At 72.8% G+C, this 24,508-nt stretch carries 23 protein-coding genes and 3 pseudogenes; 16 read left to right on the forward strand and 10 right to left on the reverse strand.

Features of this window, described 5'->3' with window-relative positions:
- Positions 1-86 precede the first annotated feature (86 nt).
- Positions 87-482: a DUF2267 domain-containing protein gene (locus ABD946_RS31175; protein WP_345288932.1), complete on the forward strand. Its 396-nt coding sequence runs from the start codon at positions 87-89 to the stop codon at positions 480-482.
- 206 nt (positions 483-688) lie between these two features.
- A complete protein-coding gene (locus ABD946_RS31180) occupies positions 689-2,461 on the forward strand; it encodes a cytochrome c biogenesis protein DipZ (protein ID WP_345288933.1) in 1,773 nt (590 codons plus the stop codon).
- 9 nt (positions 2,462-2,470) lie between these two features.
- Here ABD946_RS31180 and ABD946_RS31185 read toward each other — a convergent pair whose 3' ends face one another.
- Positions 2,471-3,469 carry a hypothetical protein gene (locus ABD946_RS31185; protein WP_345288935.1) on the reverse strand — a complete coding sequence of 333 codons (999 nt, stop codon included), beginning with the start codon at positions 3,467-3,469 and terminating at the stop codon, positions 2,471-2,473.
- A 272-nt stretch (positions 3,470-3,741) separates the two neighbouring features.
- Between ABD946_RS31185 and ABD946_RS31190 the strand changes: the two genes are divergently transcribed.
- Both ABD946_RS31190 and ABD946_RS31195 read left to right on the forward strand, forming a co-directional pair.
- Positions 3,742-4,503, forward strand: a complete 762-nt coding sequence (locus tag ABD946_RS31190; RefSeq protein ID WP_345288936.1) for an isocitrate lyase/PEP mutase family protein — start codon at positions 3,742-3,744, stop codon at positions 4,501-4,503.
- Between the two features lie 136 nt (positions 4,504-4,639).
- Complete coding sequence (locus tag ABD946_RS31195) at positions 4,640-4,798, forward strand: hypothetical protein (RefSeq protein ID WP_345288937.1); 159 nt, start codon at positions 4,640-4,642, stop codon at positions 4,796-4,798.
- A 36-nt stretch (positions 4,799-4,834) separates the two neighbouring features.
- On the opposite strand, the gene ABD946_RS31200 is transcribed toward ABD946_RS31195, so the two are convergent.
- The gene (locus tag ABD946_RS31200; protein ID WP_345288939.1) at positions 4,835-5,662 is read right to left on the reverse strand and encodes an alpha/beta fold hydrolase; all 828 of its coding nucleotides are present in this window, start codon (positions 5,660-5,662) and stop codon (positions 4,835-4,837) included.
- A 376-nt stretch (positions 5,663-6,038) separates the two neighbouring features.
- Here ABD946_RS31200 and ABD946_RS31205 point away from each other — a divergent pair, with 376 nt between their 5' ends.
- Positions 6,039-6,806, forward strand: a complete 768-nt coding sequence (locus tag ABD946_RS31205) for an LmeA family phospholipid-binding protein (protein WP_345288940.1) — start codon at positions 6,039-6,041, stop codon at positions 6,804-6,806.
- Between the two features lie 99 nt (positions 6,807-6,905).
- Here the strand turns inward: ABD946_RS31205 and ABD946_RS31210 are convergent, their stop codons facing one another.
- Positions 6,906-7,460, reverse strand: coding sequence for a LysM peptidoglycan-binding domain-containing protein (locus ABD946_RS31210; protein ID WP_345288941.1), 555 nt, complete (start codon positions 7,458-7,460; stop codon positions 6,906-6,908).
- A gap of 212 nt (positions 7,461-7,672) precedes the next feature.
- Here ABD946_RS31210 and ABD946_RS31215 point away from each other — a divergent pair, with 212 nt between their 5' ends.
- The 3 genes from ABD946_RS31215 to ABD946_RS31225 are packed head-to-tail and all read left to right on the forward strand — an operon-like array spanning position 7,673 to position 11,540.
- Positions 7,673-9,169 (forward strand): pyridoxal phosphate-dependent decarboxylase family protein, encoded by a 1,497-nt coding sequence (locus tag ABD946_RS31215; RefSeq protein WP_345288942.1) that lies wholly within the window; start codon positions 7,673-7,675, stop codon positions 9,167-9,169.
- A complete protein-coding gene (locus ABD946_RS31220) occupies positions 9,166-10,320 on the forward strand; it encodes a sulfotransferase family protein (protein ID WP_345288943.1) in 1,155 nt (384 codons plus the stop codon). Before ABD946_RS31215 ends, ABD946_RS31220 begins: the two co-directional genes overlap by 4 nt.
- Entirely contained in the window at positions 10,317-11,540 is a 1,224-nt protein-coding gene (locus tag ABD946_RS31225) for a cytochrome P450 (RefSeq protein WP_345288945.1), read from the forward strand. Before ABD946_RS31220 ends, ABD946_RS31225 begins: the two co-directional genes overlap by 4 nt.
- 80 nt (positions 11,541-11,620) lie before the next feature.
- Here ABD946_RS31225 and ABD946_RS31230 read toward each other — a convergent pair whose 3' ends face one another.
- Both ABD946_RS31230 and ABD946_RS31235 read right to left on the reverse strand, forming a co-directional pair.
- Positions 11,621-11,812 (reverse strand): hypothetical protein, encoded by a 192-nt coding sequence (locus ABD946_RS31230; protein ID WP_345288946.1) that lies wholly within the window; start codon positions 11,810-11,812, stop codon positions 11,621-11,623.
- A gap of 124 nt (positions 11,813-11,936) precedes the next feature.
- Positions 11,937-12,884, reverse strand: coding sequence for a TetR/AcrR family transcriptional regulator C-terminal domain-containing protein (locus ABD946_RS31235; RefSeq protein WP_345288947.1), 948 nt, complete (start codon positions 12,882-12,884; stop codon positions 11,937-11,939).
- A 168-nt stretch (positions 12,885-13,052) separates the two neighbouring features.
- Between ABD946_RS31235 and ABD946_RS31240 the strand changes: the two are divergent.
- Both ABD946_RS31240 and ABD946_RS31245 read left to right on the forward strand, forming a co-directional pair.
- Positions 13,053-13,487: pseudogene (locus ABD946_RS31240) on the forward strand (FAD-dependent monooxygenase); the annotation flags it as partial.
- 349 nt (positions 13,488-13,836) lie between these two features.
- Positions 13,837-14,262, forward strand: a complete 426-nt coding sequence (locus ABD946_RS31245; RefSeq protein WP_345288984.1) for a Rossmann-fold NAD(P)-binding domain-containing protein — start codon at positions 13,837-13,839, stop codon at positions 14,260-14,262.
- A 105-nt stretch (positions 14,263-14,367) separates the two neighbouring features.
- Here the strand turns inward: ABD946_RS31245 and ABD946_RS31250 are convergent, their stop codons facing one another.
- Positions 14,368-14,520: a hypothetical protein gene (locus ABD946_RS31250; RefSeq protein WP_345288949.1), complete on the reverse strand. Its 153-nt coding sequence runs from the start codon at positions 14,518-14,520 to the stop codon at positions 14,368-14,370.
- Positions 14,521-14,540: 20 nt separating this feature from the next.
- On the opposite strand from ABD946_RS31250, the pseudogene ABD946_RS31255 reads away from it, so the two are divergent.
- From ABD946_RS31255 to ABD946_RS31265, 3 genes and pseudogenes are all read left to right on the forward strand, one after another.
- Positions 14,541-14,984, forward strand: a pseudogene (locus tag ABD946_RS31255) (IS630 family transposase); the annotation flags it as partial.
- A gap of 92 nt (positions 14,985-15,076) precedes the next feature.
- Complete coding sequence (locus ABD946_RS31260; protein ID WP_345288950.1) at positions 15,077-15,574, forward strand: hypothetical protein; 498 nt, start codon at positions 15,077-15,079, stop codon at positions 15,572-15,574.
- A 711-nt stretch (positions 15,575-16,285) separates the two neighbouring features.
- Positions 16,286-16,611, forward strand: a pseudogene (locus ABD946_RS31265) (IS5/IS1182 family transposase); the annotation flags it as partial.
- 513 nt (positions 16,612-17,124) lie between these two features.
- On the opposite strand, the gene ABD946_RS31270 reads toward ABD946_RS31265, so the two are convergent.
- The 4 genes from ABD946_RS31270 to ABD946_RS31285 all read right to left on the reverse strand — a co-directional run bounded on the left by ABD946_RS31270 (position 17,125) and on the right by ABD946_RS31285 (position 20,659).
- Positions 17,125-17,838 (reverse strand): transglycosylase family protein, encoded by a 714-nt coding sequence (locus ABD946_RS31270; RefSeq protein ID WP_345288951.1) that lies wholly within the window; start codon positions 17,836-17,838, stop codon positions 17,125-17,127.
- Positions 17,839-18,468: 630 nt separating this feature from the next.
- Entirely contained in the window at positions 18,469-19,257 is a 789-nt protein-coding gene (locus ABD946_RS31275) for a septum formation family protein (RefSeq protein ID WP_345288953.1), read from the reverse strand.
- Positions 19,258-19,703: 446 nt separating this feature from the next.
- Entirely contained in the window at positions 19,704-20,051 is a 348-nt protein-coding gene (locus ABD946_RS31280; RefSeq protein WP_345288954.1) for a DoxX family protein, read from the reverse strand.
- Between the two features lie 275 nt (positions 20,052-20,326).
- A complete protein-coding gene (locus ABD946_RS31285; RefSeq protein ID WP_345288955.1) occupies positions 20,327-20,659 on the reverse strand; it encodes a hypothetical protein in 333 nt (110 codons plus the stop codon).
- A 332-nt stretch (positions 20,660-20,991) separates the two neighbouring features.
- Here ABD946_RS31285 and ABD946_RS31290 point away from each other — a divergent pair, with 332 nt between their 5' ends.
- The 3 genes from ABD946_RS31290 (at position 20,992) to ABD946_RS31300 (ending at position 24,490) form a co-directional block, all read left to right on the forward strand.
- Positions 20,992-21,537, forward strand: a complete 546-nt coding sequence (locus ABD946_RS31290) for a SigE family RNA polymerase sigma factor (RefSeq protein ID WP_345288956.1) — start codon at positions 20,992-20,994, stop codon at positions 21,535-21,537.
- Positions 21,538-21,581: 44 nt separating this feature from the next.
- A complete protein-coding gene (locus tag ABD946_RS31295; RefSeq protein WP_345288958.1) occupies positions 21,582-22,886 on the forward strand; it encodes a hypothetical protein in 1,305 nt (434 codons plus the stop codon).
- 449 nt (positions 22,887-23,335) lie between these two features.
- Entirely contained in the window at positions 23,336-24,490 is a 1,155-nt protein-coding gene (locus ABD946_RS31300; RefSeq protein WP_345288959.1) for a methyltransferase domain-containing protein, read from the forward strand.
- Positions 24,491-24,508 lie beyond the last annotated feature (18 nt).

Raw genomic sequence — 24,508 nt, forward strand, 5'->3', positions numbered from 1 at the left:
TGGGAGGGGCGCGGCCGCCGGACATCCGCAGAGCGACGAGCACGCCACCGCCCCGACCCACCGGCTGCCCCAGGAAGGCCACCACCATGACCCACCGCCGCCTCATCGAGCAGATCCGCGCCAACGGCCACCACACCACCGACCAGGAGACCGAGAGCGTCCTCGCCGCCGTCCTCACCGCCCTCGGCGGCCAACTGGCCGGCGACGAACGCTGCGCCCTCGCCGCGGTCCTGCCCGAGCAGGACCGGGCCCTGTTCGCCGCCCAGATCCCCGCGCCCGAGGCGGTCGCCGGGCCCGCCTTCGTCGAAGCGGTCGCCCGCACCCTGAACACCACCCTCGCCACCGCCCGTTGGGACACCACCGCAGTCCTGGCCGCCCTCGCGGACCTCGCCGGAGAGCAGCTCACCGACCGCCTCCTCGCCCACCTCCCGCGCGGCTACGCCCTGCTCTTCGGCCGCGCCGACCTCGCGGCCGCCGCCTGACGGCACGTCATCGTCCGGCGGGGGCCTTCCGCCGGACGAGGCCGCGAGCCGCCGGTGGGCGCGCCCGCCGGCGCTGAGCCGCTGCACCGGGGCCACCCCGGATCCGTCGCCGCGCAGTGCCGGGTGCACCCATCTGGGCCCCGGGCGGTTCCGAATTCCCGGGTGAGGAGGCGCGGGTGGCGTTGCCTCGGACGGAGGCGGTCCTCATGCTCACGTTGGTCCTGATCGGCCTGCTCGGCGGCCTGATCACTGCGGTCTCGCCGTGCATCCTGCCGGTCCTGCCCGTGGTCTTCCTCGCGGGTGGCCCGAGCAGTGCGTCCACACCACCGGCCGCCCCGAAGGACGCGGCGCCGACGGAAGCCGGGGCGGTCGTGACCGCCGCCCCCGAAGCGCCGTCGGCGCCCCGCCGCAACCGCCGCCCGTACGCCGTCGTCGCCGGGCTGGTGCTGAGCTTCAGCTTCTTCACCCTGCTCGGGGTCACGATCATCTCGGCCCTGGGCCTGCCACAGGACGTCCTGCGCTACACCGGGCTGGCACTGCTGGTCCTGATCGGTCTCGGGCTCGTCTTCCCGCCCGTCGAGCGGCTGCTGGAACGGCCCTTCTCCCGGATCCCGCAGCGCCGGGTCAACAAGGAGGGCAGCGCCTTCGTCCTCGGGCTGGGTCTCGGGCTGCTCTACGTGCCCTGCGCGGGCCCGGTCCTCGCCGCGATCACCGTCGCGGGCGCCCGCGGGGAGATCAGTGCCGGCATCGTCGCGCTGACCCTGGCCTTCGCCGTCGGCACCGCGATCCCGCTGTTGGTGTTCGCGCTCGCGGGCCGCCGGGTGTCCGAGCGGGTGGCCGCGTTCCGCACCCGCGCCCGCAAACTTCGGATCGCGGCGGGCTGCCTGATGATCGTGCTGGCCTTCGCCCTCGCCTTCGACGTCACCACCGCCCTGCAGCGGGCGCTGCCCGACTACACGGCGACCGTGCAGAAGCGGGTCGAGGACAACGACACCGCCCGGCAGAAGCTCTCCGGCCTGTTCGACGACTCCAACAAGGACCTCGCCCGCTGCGAGGACGGCGTCGACGAGCTCCGCTCCTGCGGCGCCGCCCCGCCGCTGGCCGGCATCGCCAAGTGGCTCAACACACCGGGCGGGGCACCCGTCGACCTGGCCGCCCTGCGCGGGAAGGTGGTCCTGATCGACTTCTGGACCTACTCCTGCATCAACTGCCAGCGCAGCCTGCCCCACATCGAGGCCTGGGACCGCGCCTACCGCGACAAGGGCCTCGCCGTCATCGGCGTCCACTCACCGGAGTTCGCGTTCGAGAAGGACGCCGGCAACGTCGCCGACCAGGCCCGCAAACTCGGTGTCAGCTACCCCGTGGCGCTCGACAACGACCTCGACACCTGGGACAACTACCGCAACCGCTTCTGGCCCGCCAAGTACCTCGTCGACGCCCAGGGCACCGTCCGCTACTTCACCTTCGGCGAAGGCCGCTACGCCCAGACCGAGAACCTGATCCGCGACCTCCTCCGGCAGGCCGACCCCACGGTCCAACTGCCCCCGGCGACGGGCCAGACCAACGACGCGCTCGCGGCCGACCGCACACCGGAGACCTACCTCAGCACCACCGGCATCCGCGGCTACACCGGCACGCCCGGGCTGGTCCAGGACAAGGCGACCGTCTACGCCTTCCCCGCCGACGGCGTCCCGCCGGGCCGGCTCTCCCTCGCCGGGACCTGGACCACGGGCTACGAACGGTTCACCGCCGGCCCCGACGCCCGCCTCGCCTTCACCTACCGCGCCAAGAACGCCAACCTCGTCCTCGCCGGCGAAGGCACCGTCACCGTCCTGGTCGACGGCAAGCAGACCGGGACCCTCCAGATCCACGGGACCCCCACCCTCTACCGGCTCACCGACGACGCCACGGCCCGTCAGGCGCAGCTCGAACTCCGCCTGACCCCGGGCCTCCAGGCCTTCGCCTTCACCTTCGGCTAGAACGGATCGTCAGTACTGGCGGGACTGCTTCCACCACACGCCGCCGCTCGCGGTGGTGGCGAGGAGGTAGACGGTCGCGGCGTAGGCGACCAGGGTGGGGCCGTAGCGGGCGACGAAGCCGTTGACCTCGGCGCTCCAGCCGCCGGCCCACCCGCCGGTCGAGGCGACCGAGGACAGCCGGAGTCGGTGGGTGCCCTGCTCGCGGACGGCCATCTGACCCCAGACGCTGTTCGCCATCGCGATGGCGGGCTGGGCGTCGGTGAGTACGCCCGGCAGGATCTCCTGCCCCCACCAGCCGCCGTTGCCGTAGTGCTGGCGGATCACGTTGACCTGGTTGTCGGTGCCGCGCCAGGCCAGCAGGATGATGTTCGACGAGGGTGCAACGGAGAGGGCGGGCGAGGAGGGGCTCGTCGCGTTCGGGACCGCCACCGGGAGGTCCCAGAGGTTGTTCTGCCCGTTGAAGAAGACGCTGTAGACGTTCGCGCTGTCCTGCCCGCGGTAGGCGAGCAGGAGTCCGCGCGAGGGCAGCGCCGTCACGGCGACCGACAGGTTGTTGGGCGTGCGCACGTCGTTGGGCACCTGGTACCAGGCGCTCGGGTTCAGCAGGTTGCCGGTGACCTGGATGTTGGAGTAGAAGACGAACCCGTTGGTGCCGGTGTGGAAGACCCGGAAGTAGGAGCTGTTCCCGCCGTGGGTGTCGAACACGACCACCGGGCTGACGTTGGTCTGGGCGCCGCCCATCTGGATGGGAGTCCCGTGGTTGATGGAGAGGTAGATGTTGTTGTTGCTCCATCCGCGCCAGACCTGGACCAGCGCGTTGCCGTTCGGATCGCGGGCCTCGGACATGTCCCCGTCCGAGTAGACCGGCGCGTTGTCCTCGATCTCCTGGCTCCAGCCGTTGCTCTCGCCGGGCTCCGCGGCGGACGCCGTCGAGCTCGCCAGGAGGACGGACGTGGCGGCGACGAGCGCGACCGGGAGCAGGCGCCAGGTCTTCGTACGGGTCTTCAAGGTGGATCCCCTCCAAGGGAGTTGCAGGCCGATCCGCCGTTTCGAGGCGGCCTCGGCCAGGTGGTGGCTGATGGTGCGTCAGCACCGCCGGCGGCTCCACTGTCGCGCCCGGACACCGGCGGGCACGTCAGTCAGGTGACCCAAGTCGCCGGAATTCAGTCAGATCCCGCAGGTCAGACGGTCGCGACGGTGACTCCGCCCCAGCCTGGACCGGGGCCCGATCGTTCCGTTGTTCCGTCGTTCCCGGGCCACCACGGGGTAGCGTCCTCGGCATGGACCTTCACACCACCGTTGAGCGCGCCCAGCGCCTGAAGCAGCTGCACGCCGAGCACAAGCCGCTGGTGCTCCCCACCGTCTGGGACGCCTGGTCCGCGCGGACCGCGGCCGCGGCCGGTTTCCCGGCGCTGACGATCGGCAGTCATCCCCTCGCCGAGTCCCGCGGGGCGGAGGACCAGGAGGGGCAGAGCTTCGAGGAGGTGCTGGCGGCCGTCCGGCCGATCATCGCGGCGGTCGACGTCCCCGTCTCGGTGGACCTGGAGTCCGGCTACGGCCAGTCGCCGGCCGACCTGATCGCCGGGCTCGTCGAGGCGGGCGGGGCGGGCCTGAACGTCGAGGACACCGTCCACTCGGAGGGTGGGCGCGTGCGGAGCACCCGGGAGCACGCCGACTACATCGCCGGTCTGCGGGCGGCGGCCGACGACGCGGGCGTCCCGGTCTGGATCAACGGGCGCACCGACCTCTTCGTCCACGCGGAGAGCGCCAAGGCCGTCCTGGACGAGGCGATCGAGCGCCTGCTGGCGATGGAGCGGGCGGGCGCCGACAGCGTCTACCCCGTGCGCATCCAGGACGACGACGAGCTGCTCGCGGCGGTCACGGGCGCGGTGTCGGTCCCGGTGAACTCCACCGCCCACCCGGTCAGGCACGACATCGAACGCTTCCGCCGCCTGGGCGTCGGCCGGATCACCTACGGCCCGCTGCTTCAGCTGGCGCTGACGGACGCGATGAGGGGGATGCTCGGACCGTGGTCGTCCTGAGCCCGGCCGCCCGGGCGGTCCGCTGAATCCCGCTGCCCGCCGGTGGGGTGAGGGGCCGTCAGGCCGGGCACAACCCCACCGGTGGTGCCACGGCCCCGGAGCGGGGCCGAACGACGACGACAGCTGGGAGCAGGACATGCCGAGCACGGGATACCCGCCGAAGTCGCGGGTCTCGACCGCACAGACGCCGGTGGCACCGGCTCCGCCCGCCGGGGAGCAGGCCGCGCCGGCCGCCCCGGACCGGGTGGAGTCCGAGGCGGCGGGCACGCAGCCGGCCGCCGACGAGCGGGACTGAGGGTACGCGGCCGGCCCCGGCGGAGGGCTGCGGTTCTCAGGCCTTGAGGAAGTCGAGCAGGTCCTGGTTGAAGCGCTCCTTGTCGCCGGGGACGATCGCGATGCCGTGCGAGCCACCCTCGTAGACCTTGAGCACGGCGCCGGGGACCAGGGCGGCGGTCTTGCGACCGGTGGCGTCGATCGGCACGACCTGGTCGTCGTCGCCGTGGACGACCAGCAGGGGGATGTCGAACTTCTTCAGGTCGTCGTGGAAGTCGGTGTAGCCGAAGGCGTCCACGCAGTCGACGCCGCCCTGGACGGTCTGGGCCATCGCCATGTACCAGAACGCGTCCTGGTTGCCCTGGGTCGCCTTGGTGCCGGGGCGGTTGGCGGACAGGAAGCCGACGGCGGTGTCCTTCCAGAACTGGGAACGCTCGTTCAGGATGCCCGCCTTGATGTCGTCGAAGACGGAGCCGGGCACGCCCTCCGGGTTGTCGGGACCTTGGACCATCAGCGGCGGGATCGCCGAGAGCAGCACCGCGGACTTGATCCGCGAGGTGCCGTGGCGGCCGATGTAGCGGGCGAGTTCGCCGCCGCCCATCGAGTGCGCGACCAGTGTGACGTCCTGGAGGTCGAGCTCGGTGAGGAGGTCGTCGAGGTCGTCCGCGAAGGTGTCGAAGTCGTAGCCGTCGTAGACCGGGGTGGAGCGGCCGTGACCGCGGCGGTCGTGGGCGATGCCACGGAACCCGGCGTCGGCGACCGCCTTCAGCTGGTCCTGCCAGGCGTCGCCGTTCAGCGGCCAGCCGTGGATGAACACCACCGGGCGGCCACTGCCCCAGTCCTTGTAGAAGATCTCCACACCGTCACGTGTCGTGCAGTAGGGCATGACTGACTCCGAATCGGGATGTCGGGGAGGACCCACGGGAACGCGGCGCACCGACCTCGGACGTGCGCCCGGCCAGGGGGTCGGGGTCCGGCGGAAGGGCGGTCCGGTGCGCGTGCGGCGGTTCAGGCGGGACGGCACTCGGTGCACGCACCAGCCAAGCCCACCGGGCCGGGGTCCGCATCCGGCACACCGGACCGCTCCACCGCCCGGGTGACGGCGGGGCCCGCTCACCGGTTCGGCGGGGAGCACGCGACTGCCCGCCGGGCCCACCTCGAACCGCGCCTCCGGGCCTACGCGTTCACCATCGGCCGGCGCATGCTTTGATGGGCCGATCCGCTGATCGGATGCATCGGACCGATCGGTGGCCACTAATGGGATGCGGGACCGGAACGAGCCGTCGGCAGCGGCCGATCCGGCCCACGGCACGGGGGAGCGGGAGATGAAGCGGCGCTGGGTCAAGGTGCTGGTGGTCGTGGTGGTCGTCCTCGCGGCTCTGTTCGTCGCCGCGGACCGGATCGCCCTGCACTACGCGGAGAAGGAGGCCGTCGCGCTCGCGCAGGAGCGTTACGGCTACGGGGCGGGATCGACCGACGGCTTCACCGAGGTCTCGATCCACGGATTCCCGTTCCTCACCCAGGCCGCCGACCTCAGCCTCGACCACGTGACCGTGACCGCGGGGAACTTCACCCTCGACACCACGGCCGGCGCCCAGGGCGACCACCTCACCGTGCGCAGGCTCGACCTGGACCTGTACGACCTGGCCGCGTCCTCGCTCACCGGGCGCAGCGCGGGCGCCAACCTGGTCACCGGCCGCCTCACCATCGGCTACGCGGACCTGTCCGGCGCGGTGTCCAGGCTGGTCGGTGCCGGCAGCGCCCTCACCGTCGCGCCGGCCACCGGTGCCGGCGGCGGGCAGGAGGCGGCCCTGCGCATCACCGGGACCTGGAACGGCCGGCCGGTGGACACGGCGGCGAGCGTCGCGGTCGCGGCCGACGAGCTCGAGCTGCGCGTCCCCGTGCTCGGCGGCCTGAGGTACGCCTGGCCGGTTCCCCTGCCCCAGAACATCAACCTCACGGCGGTCCGCTCCACCCCGGAGGGGCTCCAGCTGGAAGCCGTCGGACACCAGGTCGTCCTGGGACGGTGACCGCCGTCGCGGCGCGAGCGAGCCGGGCTGACCCACCGTCACTTCGCTTGCGCCGCGCCCCCGTCCGCTCCGGGCGGGGGCGCGGCGGGTGAGCAGGCGTCAGGGGATGATCAGCGTCTGGCCCGGGTTGATCAGGTCCGGGTCGGGGATCCCGTTGGCGTCGGCGATCTGCTGGTACCGGTTCCCGTCGCCGTAGAAGCGCTGGGCGATGGCCGAGAGGCTGTCACCGGGCTGGACGGTGTAGGTCTGCTGCTGCACGGGCTCCGGCTCGGGCTCCCGGACGGGCTCCGGGGCCACCCGGTCGGCTCCGGCGACGCGGGTCCCCGTCTCCCACAGCGTCCCGCCCGCCTGGCTGGTGACCACGAGGTTGCCGTCCTCGGCGAGGCTGACGTAGGCGCTGTCGTGGCCGTCGGTGCCGGCCGCCCACCGGACCTGCCCGGCGCCGTCGTAGAGGACGAAGTTCCCGTCCCCCTGCATCCTCGCCTCGGCCCCGCCGCTGCCGTCGGTGGCGGAGGCCCACAGCACGGCGCTGGTGCTGAGGTCCGCCAGGACGAGGTTCCCGTCCTGCTGCAGGGTGAACCGGAACCGCCCGTTGCCGGACAGCAGCTCCTGGTCCACTGCGAGAACCTCGCCGGGCTTGAGGACTGAGGACATCGTGCACTCCACATGGTCGAGAGGAACTGGGCAGCCAAGCGATCACGGCCGCGGCCGTCCCCTGCCCGGCAGTGGCGCCCACACACGCGGACCGGCCCGGGTTCACCCGCACGAGCGCCCTGGCCGCACCGGTTGACGATCCCGGCCCGGTGCCGGGCCACCGGGAGGGGTGTACTTGTCACGTCCCTGCCGAGGTACCACAGTGTGCTTCCATGAACACCATCAGTGGGGGCCGCGCGTCGGATTCGCTGACGCTGCCGCCGGAGGCGGTCGACGCGCTGGGGCAGCGGGTGTGGGAGATCGTCGCGGGGCACCTGGTGGCCGGTGGCGAGGGAGCTCCGGTGGCCTCGGCGGGCGCGGCCGCCGACGCGGCACGGCTGGGCTCCGAAGCCCTGCCCGAGGCCGCGGCCGACGATCCGTTCGCGCTGGTGGACGAGGTGGGACGGCTGCTGCGGGAGGGCAACGCGCACCCGGACCACCCGGACTTCCTGGCGTTCGTGCCCTCCCCGGGGACGGTGACCGGGGTGCTGGCCTCGGCGCTGGCCACCGGGTTCGCGGTCCCCACCGGATGGCGGTTCAGCGGCGGGGTCTCCAGTGCGATCGAGTCGGCCGCGGTCCGGTGGCTGGTCGAGCTGCTGGGGCTCGCCCCGGGTACCTCCGGGCTGTTCGTGTCGGGCGGCTCGACCGCCAACCTGACCGCCCTGACGGCGGCCCGCGACGCGCTGGTGGGGACGGAGGCGCGCGGCGCGAGCGCCTACTTCTCGGACCAGACCCACTTCTCCGTCCCCCGGGCGCTGCACGTGCTGGGCATCGGCGAGGACCGGGTCCGGGTCCTGCCCGCCGACGCGCACCGCAGGATCCCGTTGGAGGTCCTCGCACGGCAGGTGGCCCGGGACCGCCGGGACGGCCTGCGGCCGTTCCTGGTGGTGGCCAACGCGGGCACCACGGCCACCGGTGACGTCGACCCGCTCCCCGAACTGGCCGCCTTCTGCCGCGCCGAGGGCCTGTGGCTGCACGTGGACGGCGCGTTCGGCGCCCCCGCCGCGCTGACCGCGCGCGGGCGCGGCGTGCTGGAGGGCCTGGAGGAGGCGGACTCGCTGAGCGTCGACCCGCACAAGTGGCTGTTCCAGCCCGCGGGGACGGGATGCGTGCTGCTGCGTGACCCCGCCCGGCTGACCCGGGCGTTCGGCATCGGGCTGCCCGGCTACCTGGACACGGGTGCCACCGGTCACGAGGGGGACGGGGTGGACTACCTGCACTGGGGGGTGGAGCAGACCCGGGAGTTCCGGGCGCTGCGCCTGTGGCTGTCGCTGAAGGTGTTCGGGGCGGACGCGTTCCGCGCCGCCGTGCAGCGGGGCCTGGCGACGGCGGAGGACGTCGCCGCGTACATCGCCGTCCGTCCCGGCCTGGAGGTGGTGACGGGCCCGTCCCTGGCCGTCGTCACCTTCCGCGGGCTGCCGCCCTCCACCGGGCCCGGTCCGACCGGACGGGATGCCGACGCGGCGGTGGAGGCGGTCTGCCAGGACCTGCGCGCGGAGGGGAGCGCCATGGTCGCCGCCGTGACGGTGGCCGGCCGCCGGGTGTTCCGGCTCTGCACGATCAACCCACGGGCGCGGCCCGAGGGCGTCCGGGCCGTGGTGGACCGGATCGCCGCGCTGTGGGCCGCCCGGACCGGAACCCCGCAGCAGCGGGTGGGAGCCGTACGGTGAACCGCGCGCCCCGCGGCGGCCCGTACGCCGCCGAGCGTCTGGACGCCGACGCGCTGCGGGACGAGGCGGTGCGGTCGACCGGTCTGGCGGACTTCGGCGCGCCCGGTCACGGCCCGGCCCTGGACCTGCTCGTCGCCTCGCTGGAGTCGGAGGCCCGGCTCACCCCGGTCGGCCGCGCCGAGGCGCGGGAGACCCTGCTGCGCGCGCTCCGGACCCGGCTGCGGCTGCACGCCGTGCCCGTGCCACCGGTGCTGCCGCCGGAGCCGCCCGTCGTTCTGATCGGCCTGCCGCGCACCGGCAGCACCCTGCTGCACCGGCTGCTGGCCCACCATCCGGCGCTGCGCGCACCCCGCCTGTGGGAGCTGCTGGCGCCGCTCACCCCGCCCGGGGCCGGAACGGCGGACCTGGTCGCGGACGCCGAACGGCACGTGGCCGAGCTCTCCCGCACCGCCCCCGAGCTGGCCCGCATCCACCCCACCGGGGCGAGGGAGCCGGAGGAGTGCGAGCACCTGATGAACACCGACTTCCGCAACAGCGTGCTGGGGATGCTCAGTTACCGGACCCCGTCCTACGCCCGCTGGCTCGCCGAGCAGGACCTGACGGCCGCCTACGCCCTGCACCGGGCCCAGCTCGCCCACATCCTCGCGCGGCGCCCGGCCCCGGCCGGCTCCCGCCTCCTGCTGAAGAGCCCCTCCCACCTGTGGCACCTGCCCGCCCTCGACCGGGCCCACCCCGGCGCCCGGTACGTCGTCCTCGAACGCGACGTCGACGAGGCGGTCGGCTCGGTCTGCGGCCTCGTCGCCGCGGCCCGCCGCCGACGCAGCGACGCCGTCGACCCCGTCGAGATCGGCCGGGAGATGACGGCGGCCACGCATGCCGCGCTGTCGCGGATGCACGCCTTCACCGCCGACCCGTCGGTCGCCGACCGCTGCCTGACGGTCCGTTTCACGGACCTGGCGGCCGACCCCGACGGCACCGCCCGGCGCGTGCTGGAGCGGCTGGGTCTGACCGCCGACGGCGCCCTGCGCCGACGCTGGCACGAGCACCTCTCGTCCAACCCGCGCCCCGACCACGTCCACCCCCGCGAGTCCTGCGGCCTGCCGCCCGTCGGCCCACGGCCCGCTCCCCACCGCACGGAGGCCACCCCATGACGACGGCCGCCCCGGGCCCCGGCCGCCCGCCCTATCCGTTCGACCGCGCCGACTGCCTCGCACCGATGCCGCACACCGACTTCCTGGCCCTGCCGGGCCTGGCCGCCGTCACCCTGCCGAGCGGCTGCCCGGCCCACCTCGCGGTCCGGCACGCCGACGTCGTCCGGGTCCTGACGGACCGTCGGTTCAGCCGCCGGGAGATGCTCACGGCCCCCGGCGGTCCCCGGTTCACCCTGGCGGACCGTGACGAGCCCAGCCTGCTCGGCCTCGACCCGCCGGACCACACCCGGGTGCGGCGGCTGTGCGCCCGGGCGTTCCGCCGCGACGCCGTCGACGCCCTCGCCCCCGCGGTGGAGGCCCATGTGCGGCGCCTGCTGTCGGCCCTGTCGGCCGCCGCTCCCGAACCGGTCGACCTGCACGCCGCCTTCGCCCTCCCGCTGGCCGAGGCCGTCCTCGGCGACGTCCTCGGGGTCGCCGCCGCCCACCAGGCCGCGACCGCCGAGTGGGCCCGGCACAAGCTCTCGCTCACCTCCCTGCCCCCGGAGCAGGCCCGGGCAGGTCACGAGGCGCTGCGCACCCACTTCGACCGGCTGCTGTCCGCCCCGCCGGCCGACGGTGCCCTCGTCCCCGGCGGACTGCTGGACCGCCTGCGGGACGCCCACACCGCAGGCGAGTTGAGCCGGCCCGAACTCCTCGCCACCACCGTCAACCTGTTCGTGGCCGGACACGCCACCACGGCCGCCACCCTCACCAACGGCGTGCTGGCCCTGCTCAACCACCCGGACCAGTGGCAGGCCCTGTGCACCGACCGCACCCTCCTCGGACCGGCCGTCGAGGAGATCCTGCGCTTCGACACCATCGCCGACGTCGGCCTGCCCCGCCTGGCCGTCGCGGACGTCACCCTCGGGGCCACCACGGTCAGGGCCGGCGAAGCCGTCGTCCCCTCCCACGCACACGCCGGACGCGACCCCGCCGTCTTCACCCGGCCCGACACCTTCGACATCACCCGCGCCCCGGGCCCGCACCTGGCCTTCGGACACGGCCCGCACCGCTGCATCGGCGCCGACCTCGCACGGCTGGAACTGCGGACCGCGATCGGCGCGCTCGCCGACCACGCCCCGCACCTGCGCCTCGCGGAAGCCGCCACCGACCTCCCCTTCCCGGGCGGGAACCTGATCGGCGGAGTGAGCCGCCTGCCGGTGCACTTGCACGCCCCGTGACCGGACCTGCTCCGAACGTCGCGCGGCGTCCCGGTTCCTGAGCCAGGGTCAGCAGTACGCCCGCCGGCGCTCCGTCCCGCTCAGAGCCCGCCCAAACGGGAATCGGGGTGCAGCGGCCAGGACCGCAGGGCCGCCACCTCGTAGACCGTCAGCTCGGTGCCCGTCGGCCGTGGCGTCCGCACCGGTGGACGCTCGGCCCGGAGCCGGTACCCCAGGCGGTACGCCGAGGCCGTGGCCACCAGTGCCGCACACACCGTCAGGAAGATCCCCACCCGTTCCCCCTCGGGGACAGAGTCCGTCGTCGGGGTCGGTCTTCCCCTGCGGCCGTCGCAGGAATCCCGAGGGCCAACTCCGATGATCAGCAGAGCAGTTCGGAGGCGGTCCGGCGGGACCTGGTCAGGGCCGCGGCGGGGACTCGCCGAGCAGGACGGCGATGCCGTCGAGCAGCCGGTCCAGGCCGAACGCGAAGAGCCGGTCCAGGTCGAAGTCGTAGCCGTCGACGGTGTACCGCTCCAGCAGCGGGAACCGGCCGCTCGCCAGCACCGCGCGCAGCGCCGTCTCCTGGGTGGCCATCCACTCCTCGGCGTCGAGGCCGGTGTCGGCCTCCGCCGCGTTCTCGCTCTCGACGTTCATCGCGATGCCGCGCACGTAGGTGAGCAGCGTCAGGTGGGCGGTGAAGACCGTCCACGGGTCGAGGCCGCGGCCGTCCAGGGCGGCGAGCACCCACTCGGTGAACGGCAGGGCGTTGACGGCGAGTTGAGGGCGGGTCATGGAGAGCGCGGGCGCCAGCCACTGATGCGCGCGGAAGGCGTCCCAGAGGGTCCTGGCAGCCACCGCGAGCGGCTCGCGCCAGCCCTCGGGCCGCTCGGCGGGGAGGGCGCGGTCGGCGAAGACGGCGTCGATCATCCGCACCAGCAGGTCGTCCTTGTCCGCGACGTGCCGGTACAGCGCCATGGGGGAGACGGCGAGGTCGGCCGCGACCCGCCGCATGGAGAGCGCGGCGAGCCCCTCGGCGTCGGCGATCGCCACCGCGGCGGCCACGATCCGCTCCGCGGCGAGCGCGACCTCCGGTGCGGCCCGCCGGAGCCGGGCCGCGGGCGGACGCAGGGCGGGTGGCCGCTCCGGGCCCACGACCACGGTGCCGACGCCCGGGACGGCGCGGACCAGCCCGGCGTTCCGGAGCTCGGTGAGCACCTTGGTCGCGGTCGCCATCGCCACCCCCCACTGCCGGGTGATCTCCCGGGTGGAGGGCACCCGTTCGCCGGGAGCGAGCTCACCCAGCTCGATCCGGCGTCGCAGCTCCTCGACGATTCCTCGGTAACGCGCCCCGTCGTTCCGGTCCACCGCATCCCCTCCGCACTAGTGCACCTACGCTGCCCGTCAGCCTAGCCAGCGCCGCCCCAGGGCTGGTCCACCAATGCTCTCCGCACTAGTGCACTCCACTCAACTTGCCTTTTCTGCACGGCATTTCTCGCTTGCTACGACTAATGCGTACAGCGTACATTCCGAGTCATGGGGAACACTGACATCCTGATCTCCGGCGGCGGCATCGCCGGCCCGGCCCTCGCCCACTGGCTGCACGCGGCCGGTTTCACCGCCACCGTCGTCGAACGCGCGCCGGCCCCGCGCCCGGGCGGCCAGACGGTCGACCTGCGCGGCGCCGGACGCACCGTCATCACCCGGATGGGGCTGATGGACCGGGCCCGCGAGCTGAGTCTCGACCAGAAGGGCATCGCCACGGTCGACGCCGCAGGCCGGATCACCTCACGGCTGCCCGCCGACGCCTTCGGCGGCGAGGGCATCGTCTCCGAGATCGAGATCCTCCGCGGTGACCTCGCCGGCCTGCTCCACGAGTCCACCGCGCCCTACACCGAGTACCTCTTCGACGACACCGTCACCGCCCTCGCCCAGGACGGCGACGGCGTCACCGTCGACTTCGAACGGGCCGGCACCCGGCGGTTCGCCGCGGTGATCGGCGCCGACGGACTGCACTCCGTCGTCCGCGGCCTGGCCTTCGGCCCGGAGTCCTCCTGCGTCCGGCCGCTGGACATCCAGCTCGCCTGGTTCACCGCCGAGACCGACCTCGACCTCGACGGCTGGTACCTGATGCACAACGCCCCCGGCGGACTGGTCGCCTCCGCCCGCCCGGGGCGGCTGCCCCGGCGAGGTCAAGGCCGGCCTCGCCTTCCGCTCGCCCCCGCTCACCTTCGACCGCCGCGACCTCGCCGCCCAGAAGGAGACCGTCGCCCGCCGCTTCGCCGACGTCGGCTGGCAGACACCCCGGCTGCTCGACGCGATGCACCGCTCCACCGACTTCCACCTGGACTCCCTCGGCCAGGTCCACCTCGACAGCTGGACCCGGGGCCGCGTCGCCCTGCTCGGCGACGCGGGCTACAGCCCCTCCCCGCTCACCGGCCTCGGTACCAGCCTCGCCCTGGTCGGCGCCTACGTCCTGGCGGGCGAACTCGCCGCTGCGCCCGGAGACATCGCCTCCGCCTTCCGCGGCTACGACCGGATCATGCGCCCGTACGTCGCCAAGGCGCAGCAGCTCCCGCCGGGCGGCGCCGGCGGCTTCGCCCCGAACAGCGCCCTGGCGATCCGCCTGCGGGCGATGTCGATGCGGTCGATGAACCGCTGGCCGATGCGGCAGCTCCTGGCAGCCCAGTTCGCCAAGGCCGGCGACATCGACCTTCCCGAGTACGGCCTGCCGGTGGCCCGGTGACCCCCGGTCGATCGTCCGCCGGCCTTCGCTGCTCCTGATGTACCGCCAGAAGGGGCCCGAAGCAGAGCAGTTACCGATCCCGGGGCCCGGGCTGTGCTGCTGCGGCTATGCCGGTTCGGTGCGGTCGGTGCCCGGCGGGTACTCCCCGTACCAGGGGCGGATGCGCAGGTACCGCTCCATCATGACCGGCCCGAGGTGCACCTCGATCCCGTAGCCGGGCCGCCCCGGGAAGGGGAGGTTGTACAGGAAGCCGGTCACGATGACCTCGATCGCCCATGGACCCCGACTACGACGCCAAGCTCGACTGGATCGAGCACGTCGTGGACCGCTTCCCGTGCCGCACGTTCGCCTTCGACGAGTTCGGCCCGATCGGCATCCGCCCCCACCGCCGGCAGATGCTGGGCCGAACAGGGCAAGCCGGACCGGCTCCCGGCGACCTACAAGCGCACCCACGGCGTGACCTACTTCCACGGCTGCTGCTCGATCGGCGACGACACCTCGTGGGGCGCCAACCAGCGCCACAAGGGCACCACGAACACCCTGGCCGCGCTCGCGTCGACCAGCACCTCCTGGGCGAACCCGATAGAGGCCCACCTCGGACCGCTGCGGCAGTTCGCTCCGGCGAACTCCCACTATCCGAACCACCCGGTCCAGACCCGCGCGCCCGCATCCGCAGCGAGAAGGGCATCCGGTGGGGCGGCAGCGCGGACCTCGTAGTGTGATCAAGCAACCTGGCGAACATCTCGGTCACGGAACTAGGCTGCAACAGGGGGCCGCAGCCGGTGCGGTTTCGCGTACACGGGAGCAGTAGCAGTTGTTTGACGTGCATGTCGTTCCGGACAAGCTCAAGATCGACTCCCGCGATCCCGTCTTCGTCGACGGCCCGGTCTGGCTGACGCTGGGCGGCCGGGACTTCCCGGTCTCGGGGTGGACGGATGCGGTCCTCTCCGTGCTTGGCTCGATGGGGGCTGCGGTTGCCGGGGCGCTCAACGGTGACATTCATGACTTCTACTTCTTCGAGGGTTCATACTTCGCCAAACTGCTCCCGCTGTCGGATGCCCCCGGAACGCCTCGCCGAGTCAGGGTCGCCGCAGTGGATGACGGCAGTGCCGAGACTGTCGACGACGAGGCCTTGCCAGAAGGCGAAGTGCTGGCCGAAACCGTTGTACTGCTGCGCGAGGTAGCCGAACGCCACAGAGCGGCACAGGAGTTGCTCCGCGCGTGGTTTGAGGCGCACGGAGAGGTCGAGCTCGCAGCAGTCCTGTCCCGGGGATACCAGTACGACGCATTGGACCCGCGTTTCACTCACTGACCTGGACCACGAAGCGACGCATCCGACATTCTTGGAGGGGCCGTCCGAGGCATTCAGTCGGTTCACCGGTGACAGTCCAGCATCGCCCGGCGATGGGTGAAGAACGACCGGCTCAACCATGCCGGCTGCTGCTAGGCGCTCTCCGCCACCACCGCCTCAGCCGGGGCCAAGGCCTACAGTTGACGCCGACGCGACGCCGGGGACTGGCCCGCCGTCGCCCAGCGCAACCTCTTCAACCGCATGATCGGACAGCTCTGACGCCGCCTTCGGACAGGCCGCCGCTACGAGGAGGCCCTGGCCTTCCCCGCCCCACAGGACGAGTTGAACTCCATGGCCGCCTGACCGTCACTGACCTGGAGGGCGGACCCACGAAGCGAACCGCTGGCCAGGAGCCGCGTCCTCACGCCAGTACCTCAAGACGGTCCTCTGCACAATGTCCAGGCGATCCGCAGCGATGAGGCACGAGGTCGGGTTGGTCCCGGCGGCGTCCGCCTCGAAGGCGACGAGCACGGGTGGCCTTTCACCGAGCAGACCGGTGACTGCCGCCAGTTCCTCGGAGTTGGGTGCGCGGAGAGCAGGATCTTGGAACACCGCAGGGCAGCTGACGAAGAGCGGGTCGCCAGCCCCCGATCCGTTCGAGCGGACGACAGGCTGCACAGCCGCTGGCAGCCTCGGCCTGACACGTTGGAACCCTGAGGTGTCTGGACGGCCCTGTTCACCGGGCTGAGGCCCCGCGATTTCCGCAAGCTGATGACGGCGCTGCGGCGTGAGGGGGGCGAATCGGTGCGACCGGGCCGGCCGTGGAGTCTTCCGTTGCTGGGGCGGGTGCTGCTCGTCACGGCCTACCGGTGAACGGACCTGACGCTGCGCCAGATTGCTCCGCTGTGCGAGGTATCGAAGTCGGCTGCCGACCGGATCATCGACCACATCGGCTCCCCGCTCGCGCTCAAGCCCTGCCGACGCTTCCGCGAGGACACCGTGCTGATCCTCGACGGCACCCTGGTCCCCACCGTGACCACTCGATCGCCGAGCCGTCCCCTTGCGCGGAGGTCATCACGACGATCGTCCGCCGCAGCCTCACCGGTTCCCCTGCGTTTCGGCTGGTTCGCTGCAGCCGACGCTCTTCCTCCAAGCCCACCGGCCGGACGAACACCCCCATATGACGCCCCACAACCACCTCCACGATCACAACCTGGAAGCAGCCTGCCGTGCCACGGACGAAGGATCAGTCGGCCAAGGAACCGAGACGAGCCACTAGATCCGCTGTTCTCGGAGCCTCTGTCGTCTCTTGGCAGCCGCACGCGCGAAGAGGAGGCTGGCATTCCCAGCAGGACACCTCTCACCCCGAAGGAGCTGGGAGCTGACGCCCCCTCCGGAGGTCGGCGACTGCCCAAGACCGAGCGACGGGCAGTGCAGCCCGCGACCTCAGGTTGAGCGCAGCAGGACGCGGTGGCAGAGCTGTCTGCCCTGTTCGCTGAGTGCGACGAAGCCTCTCTGCACGGACCTGGGTCTGTGGAGGGAGGCTTCGTGGTGTGGTGCCTGTGGTCGGGTCAGATGCTGAGGACCTGGCCGGGCAGGATCATGTCGATGTCGCTGCCGATGACCTGGGCGTTGTTGCCGTACAGGGTGGTGAGGTTGACGCCGTGGGCGGCGGCGATGGCGCCGAGGGTGTCGCCGCTCTTGACGGTGTAGCTGCCACCGGTGCTCTTCTGCACCGGCGCGGCCGCGGTGTCCGGGGTGGTCTTGGCGACGGGCTTGCGCTCGGTGCTGCGCGAGGCGGCCTGGGTGTCGTTCTTGGGCGCGGTCTTGGTGCTCTGGTCGGCCTGCTTGGTGGACTTCACCGGGGCGCTGGTGTCGGTCTGGGCGGGGGTGCCGCCCTTGGTGAGGCCGGCCTTGACGGAGCAGACGGGCCAGGCGCCGGGGCCCTGGGAGGCGAGGACCTTCTCGGCGACGGCGATCTGCTGGCCCTTGGTGGCCTGGTTGGCGGAGGAGGCGTACTGGGTGCCGCCGTAGGCGGCCCAGGTGCTCGGGGTGAACTGCAGGCCGCCGGAGAACCCGTTGCCGGTGTTGATGTTCCAGTTGCCGGTGCTCTCGCACTGGGCGACGGAGTCCCAGGTGGAGGAGGACGCGGCGGAGGCCGAGGTGGCCGTGACGAGGCCCGCAACCGGAAGGGCGGCCACAGCGCCGCCCATCAGGACCATCCGCAGGCGGTTGCGCTTGACGGTGGCGGTGGTGGTGGCGGTGGTCTCGTGACGGAAGGTCATGCAGATCCTTTCGGAAGTCCCGGGGCGGACAGCACGGAGCGGGCCCTGAACAGTGGGCTGGGTCTCCGGGGTGTCGCACGCGGCGGGCGGCTGTTCACACGAGGGGTGTGGTGGGCCGCCCCGGTCACCTTGACCGCGTGTGCCCGGCCGCCTGTGGGGCGGGGGCCGCGGGTGGTGGGCCCGGGTGGTGCGCTGTGCACTGGTTACGAAGCTACGAGCGGTCGGGGGTCTGGGACAAGCATTTCGGCGAAATGCCAGCTCGGGGCGGCGTTACCGAAGGTACGAGCGAGGCCCGGCCCCTGATTCCAAGGGCCCGGTGAGCCCTCCGGAAGATCGTTGCGGGAGTGGGTGTGGTCGCAGTCACCCCTTTGGGGCGGTGACCGCGACCACATCGTCGACCCAGTGCCAGGGCGCGGGTACGGACCGTTGGATTCGGCACCGCCCGCAGGTGGCCGCCGTCACAACCGCCTTCCCAGGGTCCTGTCACCCCTCGGTCAGCCCGGCAACAAGCCATCGACACCACACCGCCGGGAACTGCCCACCAAACCCGTCCGCCCGACCCCACCGGAGCGGCCAGGTCGCTCTGCCAGGTGTTGCGGATCGCGGTTGGGCTGCTGTCCTGCGGTCCGGTCAGGGGTTGTCCTGTTGGGCGGTCGGCAGGCTCAAGGCGGCTCGGAAGCGCAGACCGGTCGGGGCGTAGTCGTGCAGCTTGTCGATTTCGGTGAGCAGTTGGGTGGAGTCGGCCAGTACGACCCGGTCGGCCTGTTGGGCGTGGGCTTCCAACTCTGCTTTGAGGATGGGCAGTTCCCGTTGGGGGCCGTCGCTCCAGTGGGTGGCGTCGAGCTGGGCTGATTCGGCCCTGAGGGCTTTGGCCAGGCTGGCTGCGAACTGACGGTACTGGTCCGGTGCTCGAGACGGCTCCTGAACGGGCCACTCGGCTTGTGTCCGGGCGGTGGTGCGCTCGGCCGTCAGGTAGGCGGACTGCTCGGGCTGGTACTCGGATGTGTCCTTGGCGATCGAACCCTGCCGGGGCCGCGGGTGGGCGAAGTGGCAGACCACCGTACGGTCGCTTCGGCGCCACATGTCCTGGCTCGGCAGCAGCATGCCGGTCCTGGTCTCACGCGGGATCGTCATCCAGTCGAGCACGTACGCGGACTGGGCGCGGCGGCAGAGCATCGTGGTCATGGCGAACAGCGCCTCCTTCCCCGGGTACTCCCGGTCATCCATCGCGAAGGACGAGAACACCTCCATCCGGTGCGGCTCGGTGCACGGCACCTGCTCAGACCGCTCCAATCCGTCCCCGTCACCCCGGAAGCACTCGCCCGGTTCGAACGGCCTCTCCGCGGCCCGGGCCCGCTCACCGGCCTCGCGGAGCACTGCCGGGCCCTTGACCACGGCCACCACCGCGGTGACGGCCACCAGGCCGCCCGCGACGATCAGGGCGGCCCAGGCCGCGGGGCCGAATTGCTGCCGTGGGTGCCGTGATGGGTGGGACGGTGCGGCGAATGGATTCGGGCCCTGAGGTGCGGTGAAGGATTCGCGCTCCTGCGCGGCTCGGCCCTGCGGGCTGCCCGGCAGATCAGGTGATGGCGTGTCCACTGGTGGTTCCCCCTTGATGGTGCGCTGCCACTGCTTGTGCGGCTGTGCGAGCGTGTGATGGGCTCCCGGCCGCAGGTGTTGGGTCCGTGCCACCCGCGCGCCTCGCACCGGCAGCGCCGGGGCGGTCACCGCCCGGCCGAGGCCGGGCCCGGCACCTCGGGGCGGTCGGCCGGAGACCGGACGGACCCCTCTGGGCCGGGAGCTGTTCAGCCGTCATCGCGTCCTTCCGGCACGGTTGCTGATGTCGGCGGGCGTGGTGACGGTCGTCAGGCGGCGAGGCCGAGGCCGAGGGTGACCGCGGCGGGGGCCAGGTACAGGATCGGGAACACCACGGTCTTGTAGGAGCACGCCCTGAGGTTGGTGATGACGGCGCCGAGGAAGTAGAGGACCAGTCCCACAGCGGCCGCGATCCCGAGGGCGGGCACGGCCAGGCCCACCAGCAGACCGGCCGCGCCGGCGAGCTTGGCGAGCGCCAGCGGAGTCCACCAGGAACGGGGGACGCCGTAGTCCACCAGCGGCTGGGTCACGAACTCCGCCCGGCGCGCCAGGGACACACCGGAGAACCCGATCCACAGGGCGGTGACGACGGAGAGGACGACGTGGGCGACGGACATGGCGTGGCTCCAATGGTGGTCGGGCGGGAGCGGGAGAGCGAGGTCGTCCTCCCTGCTCGGACATCTCACTGACACGCCCCAGCCGGGGAATGTGACAGGCGGCGAGGAAATTTCTTCTCCGCAGCAGCCGGTGAGTGGCACTGCGGGGCGGTTGGTGCTGATGGCGGCGGTCGGGTTCCTGCCCTGGTGAGCGGAGTGCGCCGCCGCGACTTGCGGGCCTACTGAGGTCTCCCCGGCCGATCGGCCGCGCAGGTCGGGAGAGGGTGCGGTTGAGCTCAGTCCTGTTCGCGGCTGGCGAGCCATGCGGCTGCCCAGCCTGCCGTGACCAGGGGGAAGGTGTAGAGGATCAGGCCGGCCAGCGCGAGTGACCAGAGCCAGGGTGCTCCCCAGGACTGCCCGCCGACCGCGGCGCCGGTCAGGGGGAGTACGCCGGTCCCCGCTGCGGCCGCCACCACCAGGGCGGTCACCGCTCGGGCCCGTCCGAGGAACGTCCCCAGGGGGACAGCCGGGACCGAGCCGAGGACGATCATCCCCACCAGCAGCCCGACGAACGGGCCCACGGCGGCCAGTGCCGCCCATCCGATGACCGACGCCCACGCGAACGCCATCCGTCCCCCACCGCTGCCCGTGGCCGAGCTCCTCACTGACGCCCCCTCATCCCATCGGTTCGGAGACGGCATCATGCCACATGCTTGAACGTGTTCAAAAGAGCGAGACCCTGCTTGCTCGGCCCTGCATGAGGCTCATTGCCCACCTCGGCAACCGAACGGTGTTCGCACCCTGCCGGGCTGCCGGGGTCTGCTCTCCCTTCCTGGCCCGCCGTGGCTCCGCCCAGCCCGGGCTGGGTCGGGTGCCCGGAAGGATTTCCGGAAGCGGGCTGTAACGTTCCGCCGCTCCCGGGGTTCTGAGAGATGGAGAGCGTTCGAGGGGGAGATGAGAGATGGCCGGCAACCGCGCGCCCGCCGAGGCCGGGGACGCCGGGTTCCTGGAGCTGACGGCCGGTCGGGCAGTGCAGCTGTACCGCACGGCGTGCCTGCTGACCGGTGGCGACTCCCACCTGGCCGAGGACCTGGTGCAGGAGACGCTGGCGCGGATGTACACGATCTGGCGTCGGCAGAACTCCTGGCTGTCCGGCCGCTCGCGGATCGAGGACCCGGGGGCGTACGCCCACCAGGTGCTGGTCCGCGCCTTCCTCAACCACCGCAGACGCAGGTCGAGCGGCGAACTGCCCGTAGCCGACCTCCCCGAGACCGGCGGCGGGCACGGGGACAGCGCGTTGCGGCTGACGCTGCTGGACGCACTGGCCCAACTGCCGCCCAAGGACCGTGCGGTCCTGGTCCTGCGGCACTGGGAGGACCGCAGCATCGAGGAGACCGCTCAGGTGCTGCGCTCCTCCCCGGGGGCGGTGCGGACCAGGACCACCCGGGCGCTGGCCAGGCTGCGCGCCCTGCTCGGCGACTCGATGGCCGAGCTCGCCGACCACTGATCCCGTCCCGCTCAGGACCACGACCACCGTGACGAGGACCCCGTATGTGCAGTGACCACACGTTCGAAGAGGACCTGACGCACGCCATGGCGCGGGCCGGCGAGGCGTTCCACACGGATGCCTTCCGCCTGGAGGCGGCCGGGCTGGCCCGGGGCCGGCGGCTCTGGCGCCGTCGCCAGGTCGGCCGGGCGGTCGGTGCCGCGACCGCGCTGGCGCTGGTGAGCGGGGGCGCCTACCTGTTCGCGCAGCCGGGTGTGCCGGCCGGCGCGCCGATCGGCCCGGCGCTCGGCCCGAACCCGTCCGCGACCGCGCCGTCCGCGACCGCGCCGTCCGGTGCGGCCACCCCCAGTGGCGGGGCCGGCCCGACCGGACGGGGTCGCACCTCGGGGCCGGTGCCGGTGGCGACGGAACGAGTTCTGGCGGCGCTCAAGTCGGCCCTGCCACCGGGTGCGTTCAGCGAGGTGCACGGCGTGGAGGAGCAGGACGTCCCCAGGGACGGGGCGTGGATGCAGACGCGGTTCGACGACGGTGCCGGCCTCGGCCAGATCTCCGTCTCCGTGACGCGGTTCGCCCGGCAGGTCCAGGTCGCCGAGGGCACCTACGGCTGCCGGCCCAAGTCGGTGGAACCGGCGGCCGTCTGCCGGATCGAGACGTTGCCGGACGGTTCGGTACTGAGGATCCATCAGGGGCTGGAGTACCCGGACGGCCGGGAGGACACCAAGTTCTGGAGCGCGCTGCTGGCGGGCAAGGACGGCCGGGTGGTCGAGATCGACGAATGGAACGCCCCCGAGTCCAAGGGCGCCCCGGTCAGCCGGCCCACGCCGCCACTGTCGGTGGCCCAACTGACCGCCGCCCTGCAGTCCCGGGCCTGGGATCCGGTGGTGGCCGACCTGCCGACGGCCGGCGAACGGCGCAGCGCGGCGAGCGCGAGCCCCGGCCAGGCCGTGCTGCCGTCCGCGTGGGCCGCCGCCGTCGCCGGCTCCCTCATGCCGCCCGGCCTCATCGGCGTCCCCGCCGGCCACGGAGCCGACGGCCGGGCCAGGCTCACGGTCAAGGGCGGCGAGAACAGCGGCCTGCTGGACGTCCTGGTCGAGGACCACCGGGCCGACCTCCCCGGCTACGGCGACCGGTACCGGGCTGCAGAGGTCCGCGACGGCCACCGGGTGCTGGTGTCCAGCGGCAGCGGTTCCGCGCCGCGCTGGCGGGTGGACGTGCTGCGGCCCGACGGCCGACGCGTGCTGTTGGAGGCGTACGCCGGCAGCGGGCCCGAACTGCACGAGGGGCAGGCCCTGTTGGACGCCGAGCAGCTGATCACCATCGCCGTCGCGCCCGGCTGGGCAACTGGGTGACCCGTTGGCGGGCCGGACCGAATCCTCACCCGCCGTTGTCCTGGAAGGGTGCACACAGCGTGCACAGCGGAGCCACGATCGGGATCACCGCCGTCATCGCCGCGATGGTCGCTGACGGGTGGTCAGCCAGGTACGGATGAGCGGGCGCGGGCTGGTCCTGCCGGTTGGCCGTGATGTCCTGCGTAGCCGGTCAACACGGCGTGCTGCCGCACCACCCCGACGCGCTCTTTCCCGGCGGGCGTCGGGCGTGCACGATGGGCGTCGAGGCCCGCCGGGTCGGCCGGGCGGCCACGACGAGGGAGGGACGCGGGCATGGGAGACCACGAGAAGCCGGCGCCGGATCCGGGCCAGGGCACTCCGCCTCCCGGCAACGCGGACGGCCAGGTACCGCCTCCGCCACCCGGCGACGGCAAGCACAAGAAGTAGTGGAGCGGCAGGGGACGGGCGAGGTGGCCGAGGCCGGCGACACCACTGGTCAGGGCGGGATCGCGTCATGGCGGGCGCGGCTGGACGAGCGGATGGCGAGCGCGGGCACCTGGCCCGGGCGCTCGCCCTGGATCCGTGAAGCCGTCACCGCGTTGCCGCGCGACAGGTTCGCCCCCTCGCGGTTGTGGGACTGGGACGGCCACGCCTGGCAGCCTGTCGACCGGGACAGCAGCCCTGACCGCTGGGCCGGGTTGCTCTACGCCGACCAGCACGCCCCGGCCGTCACCCAGATCACCGCGAACCTGCCCACCTCCAGCCTCTCCGCGCAGGCCCTCGTCGTCGACATGCTCGACTCCCTGCAACCCGAGCCCGGGAACCAGGTACTGGAGCTCGGCACCGGCATGTCCGCCTGGAACGCCGCGCTCCTCACCTGGCGCACCGGTCCCAAGACCGTGACCACCGTCGAGGCCGACCCCCGGCTCTCGGCCGCCGCCACGGTCCGTCTGGAGCACCTGGGCCTCCACGTCACGGCCGTGACCGGCGACGGCAACGCGGGATGCGAGGCCGGCGCCCCCTACGACCGGGTGGTGGCCACCTACGCCGTCGAGCGCGTGCCGTGGGCGTGGATCGCCCAGTGCCGGCCCGGCGGCCGACTCGTCGTGCCGTGGGGTCGGCTCGGGCACGTCGCCCTCACCGTCGCCGACGACCACACCCACGCCCAGGGCTGGTTCCAGGGCCTGGCCCAGTTCATGCCCGACCGCACCGCCCCCAGCCACCCGCACCGCGCCTACGCCGAGGTCCGCGGCCACCGGGAGCCGGACGGCGAACGCCCCCTCCGTCGTGATCTGACCCCGCTCGGTGCGGACTGGGGGCTGCGCTTCCACCTCCGGGTCGCGCTGCCCGAGGTCGAGCTGACCACCGCGGCCGACGGGGACGGCACGTCGGCGTGGATCCACGACGGCCGGTCGTGGGCGAGCCTGTCCACCAAGGCCCACGGGGTCTTCGCCCATCAGGGCGGGCCGCGCCGCCTGGCCGACGAACTCGAATCCGCGTGGGACCAGTGGTCCGTGCTGGGCAGCCCGAGCGTGTACGACTACGGCATGACCGTCACCGCGGACGGGCAGTGGGTGTGGGCGCTGGACGCCGAGACCGGCCCGAGATGGCGCACGACGCCCTGAGCAGGCGGCCGGGACCTG

It is taken from the genome of Kitasatospora albolonga, assembly GCF_039535905.1.
Lineage (GTDB): Bacteria > Actinomycetota > Actinomycetes > Streptomycetales > Streptomycetaceae > Kitasatospora > Kitasatospora albolonga.

Coding starts and splice junctions, on each gene's coding strand:
- ABD946_RS31175 (WP_345288932.1), top strand. CDS start 87: ATGACCCACCGCCGCCTCATCGAGCAGATCCGCGCCAACGGCCACCAC.
- ABD946_RS31180 (WP_345288933.1), top strand. CDS start 689: ATGCTCACGTTGGTCCTGATCGGCCTGCTCGGCGGCCTGATCACTGCG.
- ABD946_RS31190 (WP_345288936.1), top strand. CDS start 3,742: ATGGACCTTCACACCACCGTTGAGCGCGCCCAGCGCCTGAAGCAGCTG.
- ABD946_RS31195 (WP_345288937.1), top strand. CDS start 4,640: ATGCCGAGCACGGGATACCCGCCGAAGTCGCGGGTCTCGACCGCACAG.
- ABD946_RS31200 (WP_345288939.1), bottom strand. CDS start 5,662: ATGCCCTACTGCACGACACGTGACGGTGTGGAGATCTTCTACAAGGAC.
- ABD946_RS31205 (WP_345288940.1), top strand. CDS start 6,039: ATGCGGGACCGGAACGAGCCGTCGGCAGCGGCCGATCCGGCCCACGGC.
- ABD946_RS31210 (WP_345288941.1), bottom strand. CDS start 7,460: ATGTCCTCAGTCCTCAAGCCCGGCGAGGTTCTCGCAGTGGACCAGGAG.
- ABD946_RS31215 (WP_345288942.1), top strand. CDS start 7,673: ATGAACACCATCAGTGGGGGCCGCGCGTCGGATTCGCTGACGCTGCCG.
- ABD946_RS31225 (WP_345288945.1), top strand. CDS start 10,317: ATGACGACGGCCGCCCCGGGCCCCGGCCGCCCGCCCTATCCGTTCGAC.
- ABD946_RS31245 (WP_345288984.1), top strand. CDS start 13,837: ATGCACCGCTCCACCGACTTCCACCTGGACTCCCTCGGCCAGGTCCAC.
- ABD946_RS31270 (WP_345288951.1), bottom strand. CDS start 17,838: ATGACCTTCCGTCACGAGACCACCGCCACCACCACCGCCACCGTCAAG.
- ABD946_RS31280 (WP_345288954.1), bottom strand. CDS start 20,051: ATGTCCGTCGCCCACGTCGTCCTCTCCGTCGTCACCGCCCTGTGGATC.
- ABD946_RS31285 (WP_345288955.1), bottom strand. CDS start 20,659: ATGGCGTTCGCGTGGGCGTCGGTCATCGGATGGGCGGCACTGGCCGCC.
- ABD946_RS31290 (WP_345288956.1), top strand. CDS start 20,992: ATGGCCGGCAACCGCGCGCCCGCCGAGGCCGGGGACGCCGGGTTCCTG.
- ABD946_RS31295 (WP_345288958.1), top strand. CDS start 21,582: ATGTGCAGTGACCACACGTTCGAAGAGGACCTGACGCACGCCATGGCG.